6 protein-coding genes and 1 tRNA gene are annotated in these 6,182 nt (G+C 65.2%); 3 read left to right on the forward strand and 4 right to left on the reverse strand.

Annotation, left to right across the window (positions count from 1 at the left end):
* Positions 1-73 precede the first annotated feature (73 nt).
* Positions 74-550 carry an Lrp/AsnC ligand binding domain-containing protein gene (locus L1069_RS24315; RefSeq protein ID WP_237456792.1) on the reverse strand — a complete coding sequence of 159 codons (477 nt, stop codon included), beginning with the start codon at positions 548-550 and terminating at the stop codon, positions 74-76.
* A gap of 145 nt (positions 551-695) precedes the next feature.
* Between L1069_RS24315 and L1069_RS19620 the strand changes: the two genes are divergently transcribed.
* Positions 696-1,736: a zinc-dependent alcohol dehydrogenase family protein gene (locus L1069_RS19620; RefSeq protein ID WP_237456793.1), complete on the forward strand. Its 1,041-nt coding sequence runs from the start codon at positions 696-698 to the stop codon at positions 1,734-1,736.
* Positions 1,737-1,979: 243 nt separating this feature from the next.
* Here L1069_RS19620 and L1069_RS19625 read toward each other — a convergent pair whose 3' ends face one another.
* From L1069_RS19625 to L1069_RS19635, 3 genes are all read right to left on the reverse strand, one after another.
* The gene (locus tag L1069_RS19625; RefSeq protein WP_129369684.1) at positions 1,980-2,633 is read right to left on the reverse strand and encodes a GntR family transcriptional regulator; all 654 of its coding nucleotides are present in this window, start codon (positions 2,631-2,633) and stop codon (positions 1,980-1,982) included.
* A gap of 83 nt (positions 2,634-2,716) precedes the next feature.
* Positions 2,717-4,543 (reverse strand): adenylate/guanylate cyclase domain-containing protein, encoded by a 1,827-nt coding sequence (locus L1069_RS19630; protein WP_237456794.1) that lies wholly within the window; start codon positions 4,541-4,543, stop codon positions 2,717-2,719.
* An 85-nt stretch (positions 4,544-4,628) separates the two neighbouring features.
* Positions 4,629-5,315, reverse strand: coding sequence for a SprT family zinc-dependent metalloprotease (locus tag L1069_RS19635; protein WP_237456795.1), 687 nt, complete (start codon positions 5,313-5,315; stop codon positions 4,629-4,631).
* A gap of 99 nt (positions 5,316-5,414) precedes the next feature.
* Here L1069_RS19635 and L1069_RS19640 point away from each other — a divergent pair, with 99 nt between their 5' ends.
* Both L1069_RS19640 and L1069_RS19645 read left to right on the forward strand, forming a co-directional pair.
* Entirely contained in the window at positions 5,415-5,741 is a 327-nt protein-coding gene (locus L1069_RS19640; protein WP_129369681.1) for a TIGR02300 family protein, read from the forward strand.
* Positions 5,742-5,926: 185 nt separating this feature from the next.
* Positions 5,927-6,002: transfer RNA gene (locus L1069_RS19645), tRNA-Ala, on the forward strand.
* The last annotated feature ends 180 nt before the right edge of the window (positions 6,003-6,182 follow it).

The following is a 6,182-nucleotide window of genomic DNA, read 5'->3' on the forward strand; positions in this document are numbered from 1 at the left end:
GGGTCTGCCTGACAGGCAGGCCTGCGCAGGCGGGAGCCGCTGGCCGGGAGCCATTTGCGCAGGTCAGCGCTGTTCACATCCGCAGATCGCTCACCGGCAAATGACTGGACGATTTCAGCTCCCTCAAGGACAGGCTGGACTTGATCCCCGACACCCCCGGCAACCGGCGCAGCACGGTTTCAACGAAGCGACTGTAATCATCCAGATCGCGCGCCACCACCTGCAGCAGAAAATCCGCGTCCCCGGTGGTATTGTGGCAGGCCAGCACATTCGGGCTGGCTTCGATGGCGCGCTGGAAGTCTGCTGTCGTGGCCGCGTCATGTTCAGTGCAGCTAAGCTGGACAAAGGCCATCACTCCGAACCCTAGCGCGCGGCGGTTCAGGACCGCCTGATACCCCTCGATCACGCCGGACTCGCTCAGCCGTTTCAGCCGCCGCCAGCAGGGCGTTTCACTGAGCGACAGCCGTTCCGCGAGCTTGGCATTGGACAGCCTGCCATCGCGCTGAAGACAGTCCAGGATACGGGCATCCACCTTATCAATTTGCTCCACAGCGAAAGACTCCTGCTCAATAGTGGCATTTCTGGAAAGACTACGCCGGATTTCTCCAGAATTGCAGAGGCATCAGAAATACTCTCCCCGGCAGCTGCCTGCTAATAAGCCTTATCTCTTGCAACCGTCAAAGGAACCTGCCCCGATGAAAGCTGTGCTCTATGAACGCTTTGGTGAAGCACCGGAAGTGGTTTCGCTGCCGGATCCAGCTCCGGCGCCCCACGGCGTGGTGATCAAGGTTGAGGCAACCGGTGTGTGCCGCAGCGACTGGCACGGCTGGATGGGGCATGATGCGGATATCACCCTGCCGCATGTGCCGGGCCACGAGCTGGCAGGCACGGTTGCCGCGGTTGGCAAGGATGTCAGCAAATGGCGGCGCGGCGACCGGGTCACAGTGCCGTTCGTTGGCGGCTGCGGCAGCTGCCCGGAGTGCCATGCCGGCCACCAGCAGGTCTGCCACAGCCAGTTCCAGCCCGGCTTTACCCATTGGGGATCTTTTGCCGAATATGTGTCCATCCATCATGCGGATTTGAACCTGGTAGCGCTGCCGGAAACCATGGGGTTTGCCACTGCCGCCAGCCTTGGCTGCCGCTTTGCCACATCCTTCCGCGCAGTGGCAGATCAAGGCCGGGTTTCCGGCGGGCAATGGGTGGCGGTGCATGGCTGCGGCGGCGTTGGGCTGTCGGCGGTAATGATCGCCACCGCACTTGGCGCCAATGTGATCGCTGTCGACATATCCGAGGAGAAGCTAGCGCTGGCCCGCAGCCTGGGCGCGGTTGCCGGGGTCGATGCCAGCACCGCCGCGGATGCGGCAGAAGCGGTGCGGGAGATCTCCCGCGGCGGGGCGCATGTGTCGCTGGACGCGCTGGGGCACCCGGACACCTGCTTCAATTCGGTCAATTGCCTGCGCAAGCGCGGCAAGCATGTACAAGTGGGGCTGATGCTGGCGGACCACAGCACGCCGCAGGTTCCGATGGCGCGGGTGATCGCGGATGAACTGGAGATCCTTGGCAGCCACGGCATGCAGGCCCATCGCTACGGTGCAATGCTGGACATGGTGCAATCCGGCAAGCTAGCGCCCGGCCGGCTGATCGGCCAGGAAATCAGCTTGGAGCAATCGGTGGCTTCACTGATGGAAATGGACCGGTTCCAATCCGTAGGCGCCACCGTAATCACCCGGTTCTGAGGGGGCTGGACGAGGTTTGCTCAACCTCAATGCACACAGGACATTCGGAACTTGGCAACTTCGGTTCACGCAGACCCTCCCGCGCCCGCGCGGCACCGGCTTTGCCAGTGCCGCTGGCGGCCTTGGGCGTGGCCCGGCGCCACGGCGCCGGGCCACGCCCAACTGTGAGGCAATTTCCGAATTGACCCGAACAGGCGGGAGTGCCTCCGCCCTCGTACCTGCCAGCAGGATCGGGAGGCAGACCTACCCGGCCAGGAGCCGCAGACCCTGGGTCACGTCAGAGCGCACTGCCAAACGCAAGCCCGGTTCATCCCCGGCCTTCAGCGCCGCGATGATCAGGCGGTGGTTTTGCGGCGGGTCGGTGCGGCGCAACCGGCCGTAAAGCGCCCGCATGGTGGGGCCCAGCTGCAGCCAGACGGTCTCGGCCATCGCCAGCATGGCCGGTGCCTGGGCGCGCAGATACAGGGTGCGGTGGAACTCCAGATTGGTGCGGATATAGCCGACCGCGTCGCGTTTGGTGACCATCTCGGCAACCGTTCCGTTGATCATCTGCAGCCGGTCGATCAGGGCCATATGCGCGCGCGGCAAGGCACGGCTGGACAGCTCCACCTCCAGCAGCGCGCGCAGGGCCGCCAGCTCCTCAATCCGTTCATTTGTCAGTTCCGGCGTGGATACCCGCCCCGAAGAGGACAGGAACAGCGCGCCCTCGGCGGCCAGCCGCCGCACAGCCTCGCGCGCAGGCGTCATTGAGACGCCGAATTCACGGCCGATGCCGCGCAGCGTCAGCGCAGCGCCGGGGGTGATTTCACCATGCATGATACGGGTGCGCAAAGCGCGGTAGACGCGGTCGTGGGCAGGGGCGGCAGCGTCCTGGGGGGAGCGGGCAGTCAGGTTCATCCCCTCAAGTGATCACAAATTGCGCCGCGGTCAAGCGGACAGATCCGCGCGTGTGATCACGGCCCCAAGTCCGGGGCAGCACGTCAGGGGCGGCCAGGCAGCCCTGCCAGGCTGAATCCGGTGCGCAGCCGTTGCAGCGCACTGCCGGCCCCGGCACCATAGGGAAAGGCGCCCGCTGCCTGATCCAGTGTCAGCCCTGCGGCCTGCAGCTGCGCGCAGGCGCTGCCAGCCTCTTCAAAGCGGCCAAGCGAGGCCAATCCCGCGCAGCGCACCGCCTGGGCCAGCTGCGCCTGGGGTTCCAGCGCCAGCGCCGCACTGGCAGTGTCAACGGCAGCCTCCTCTTGCCCGGCATCAAACAGCATCGACGAGCGCAGGCTCTGATAAAGCGCAGACGGCACCGGGTTGAGCCGCAAAGCAGTGGCATAGGCGGCCTCGGCGGCGGCACCCTGCCCCTCCACCTGCAGCAGCCAGGCCCGCAGCAGATGGCCATCTGCGTCGTTCGGAAAAGAGCGCTCCAACGCCTGCGCATGGGTCAAGGCGGTGTCCCGCGCGCCGCTGAACTGCGCAGCAAGGGCGCGGATGCGCAAGGTTCCGGGTGTTTCAGGCAGCCCGTCGAGCAGCTGTGCCGCTTTGGCCGCGCGCTGCGGCAGGCCGGCCAGCGGGCCCGTCAGCAAGTCCAGGTCAAGCTCTGCCTGCAGCACTCTTGCCTTTGCCAGCCCGGGGGCCAGCTGCAAAGCCTGTTTAACGGCCAGTCTGGCCTCTTGCTGCTGCCCAGCCGCCAGGTGACTGCGCGCCATCAGCATATGCACCAGCGCCTGATCCGGCCCTGTCGCCGCCGCGGCCGCACGCACCGGCTGGCTGAAAGCGTTGAGAATATCTGCCGCCACTGCAGATGCCAGGCCGGACAGGCTGGATTGCGGGCGGGGCGGCAGGGCTGCCTGCCCGGACGGGCTGCGGATATCCAGCCGGATCCCCTGTAACGGAGCGGCAGGCAAGTGGCCGCTGACCAGGTACTCTGTTCCCAGCAGTTTCGCCGCCTGGTCCGGCGGCAGTCCGGCCGCCGCCCGGCTGCTGGCCGGAGCCACCACTGCCAGGCCGGGAACCGCGGCAAGCGCGCGGATCACCTCGCCGGTGAGCGCCTGCGCCAGTTCAGGAGATGCCGAGGCCGCCGTGAAGGGCATCACGGCAACCAGCGGCCGCGTCTGCTCTGCCCCGCTGGCCGTCTGCGCCGCCCCTTGCAGACCCGGCATGCCCGCGGCCCACCAGCCGCCGCCGGCCGCAGCCAGGACCGTAAATGCAGCCAGCGCCAGCCACACAGGCCGCCCGGCCCGCCAGCGCGGTGGCGAAGCTGCCTGGTCCGCTTTCTTTGGTGTGGCCACCGGGTGCAGACTGGGCAACGAGGTCAGCTCGTCGCCGAGTACATAGACCTGCACAGGCTCGGGAATGTTCTTGACCTCATGCAGGCCCAGGTCCTCGAACGCATAAGGAATACGGCCCCGCACCTGGCCATATGCTTCAGCCGACAGGGCCACCCCGCCAAGCGGTGCCAAAGCCTCCAGCCGGGCGGCAATATTGACATCGTCGCCATAGATATCGCCCTGGGCAATCAGCACTTCACCCAGAGTAATACCGATCCGAAGCTGCAGATGCCGGTTGCGGGCGGCGGCGGCCTGGATCCCGGCTGCCGCCTCCACCGCCGAGATCACGCTGGGAAAAATCGCCAGCACCCCGTCGCCCATCAGCTTGATGATCCGGCCCTCATGGCTGCGGATCGCCGGAGCAATCAGGCTTTGCTGCTGCGCCAGAACCTGGTTCAGCGTTCCTGCCTCATCTTCGGCCATCAAGCGGCTGAAACCGGAGACATCCAGCACAAAAATGGCGGCAAGGCGTCGTTGCGGTTTGTCTGACACGGGCAAGCCTCAAGAACCGGGGAAACTGGAAACAGGTACCTGCCAAGAGGTTAGCCCGCGCATCCGCAGGGTCAAAGCCTTGCTGCTATTCGCCGAACCGGTAACGGTGCAGGCCGGCTCCGTTTGCGCGCAGCCAGCCGCGCGGCGGCTCGTATTGGCCATAGAGGCGTTCCACCACCGCCCAGAAGGCAGACGAATGGTTCATCTCCTGCAGATGCGCCACCTCGTGGGCGGCGACATAACGCAGCACTGCGGGCGGCGCCAGGATCAGCCGCCAGGAATACATCAGCCCGCCATCGGCGGTGCAGGACCCCCAGCGCGACCGGGTATCGCGCAAGGTCAGGCGGCTGTAGCCCTTGCCCAGCCGGGCGGCATAGAAATCCGACGCCTCGGCCAGCCGGTTGCGCGCCAGCTCTTTCAGGTAACGCTGCAAGACCCGCCCCGGACTGTCCCCCGGCACCGTAATACGGCCCGCGTCCAGCTGGATGCGCCGCCCTGGCGCGCGCTCAACCACCCGGTTCTGGCCATCAACCGGCAACACCGTGCCAAACCCTGCTTCCACTGCCTCGGGATGCTTTTCCAGATGCGACCGGATCCAATCCGCCTTCTCCTCGGCAAAGGCCAGTGCGGCCCGTTCCGGCAGGCTTTTGGGCAGCGTCAGTGTCACCCGCCCGTCCAGCGAGGATATCCGCAGGCTGATCCGCCGCGCCCGTGCCGACCGCCGCAGCGTCAGCGGCACCGGCGGGTTTCCGGGCAGGTGGTGTTCGGCCATAGGCGCCCCTTTCCAGGCTTTGGCTTTGACAGTCCCCCCCTCATATGGCAAGGCACCTGAATCGTCGATACGACTCACCAGTTAATCAAGGGGATCCACATGCCCAAGGAAGAATGGGGTGTAAAGCGCATCTGCCCCACCACTGGCAAGCGCTTTTATGACCTGAACAAGAACCCGATCGTCAGCCCCTACACGGGCGAGGCCGTCGCGCTGGACACCGGCAAAACCCGGATGATCGAGGCAGATGCCGAGGATGCGGCAACCCTGAAGGCCAAAGAGAACCTCGAAGGCGACAGCCCGGTTCTGGAAGATGATGACGACGTCGATGTTGATCTGGGCGATGATGTCCTGGACGATGACGATGACGAGGACAACGTTCCGCTGGACGAGATTGCCGACATGTCGACCCCCGAGGACGATTCCTAAGGCGTTTCCAGCTGCCCGGGGAAGCGCCTCGCCTTTCCCGGGCAGCCCTCCGGCAGTGCCGGAAAAAAGTTTGGAACCCGGCGCATTTTACGCTTGCAGCCTGCGCCGCCGTCCCTTAAACGACGCTCACACCGCAAGACGGACCGCACCGGAGACGGAACGGACACTAGAAAGCGGACAGGTTTGGGGCCTTAGCTCAGCTGGGAGAGCGCCTGCATGGCATGCAGGAGGTCAGGAGTTCGATCCTCCTAGGCTCCACCAAATCTTCACTGAAAACTGTCAGATAGTTTTGCCTTTTTGGCCAGCAGTATTGCCTCTAACCGAGCGTTCAGCGCTGAAAGCGGCCTTCTTTTGCACTACGCTCGAGAGTTCACAGTGCGGGACGGAGTTGTCATTCGCTGCAGGTGCAGCCCAAACGACCTTGCGTGACCGCTTTGCGCT

The organism is Leisingera sp. MMG026 (assembly GCF_021654205.1).
Taxonomy (GTDB): Bacteria; Pseudomonadota; Alphaproteobacteria; order Rhodobacterales; family Rhodobacteraceae; genus Leisingera.

Excerpts from the sequence above, each read along its gene's own strand:
- L1069_RS19620 (WP_237456793.1), top strand. The coding sequence starts at position 696 with ATGAAAGCTGTGCTCTATGAACGCTTTGGTGAAGCACCGGAAGTGGTT.
- L1069_RS19625 (WP_129369684.1), bottom strand. The coding sequence starts at position 2,633 with ATGAACCTGACTGCCCGCTCCCCCCAGGACGCTGCCGCCCCTGCCCAC.
- L1069_RS19635 (WP_237456795.1), bottom strand. The coding sequence starts at position 5,315 with ATGGCCGAACACCACCTGCCCGGAAACCCGCCGGTGCCGCTGACGCTG.
- L1069_RS19640 (WP_129369681.1), top strand. The coding sequence starts at position 5,415 with ATGCCCAAGGAAGAATGGGGTGTAAAGCGCATCTGCCCCACCACTGGC.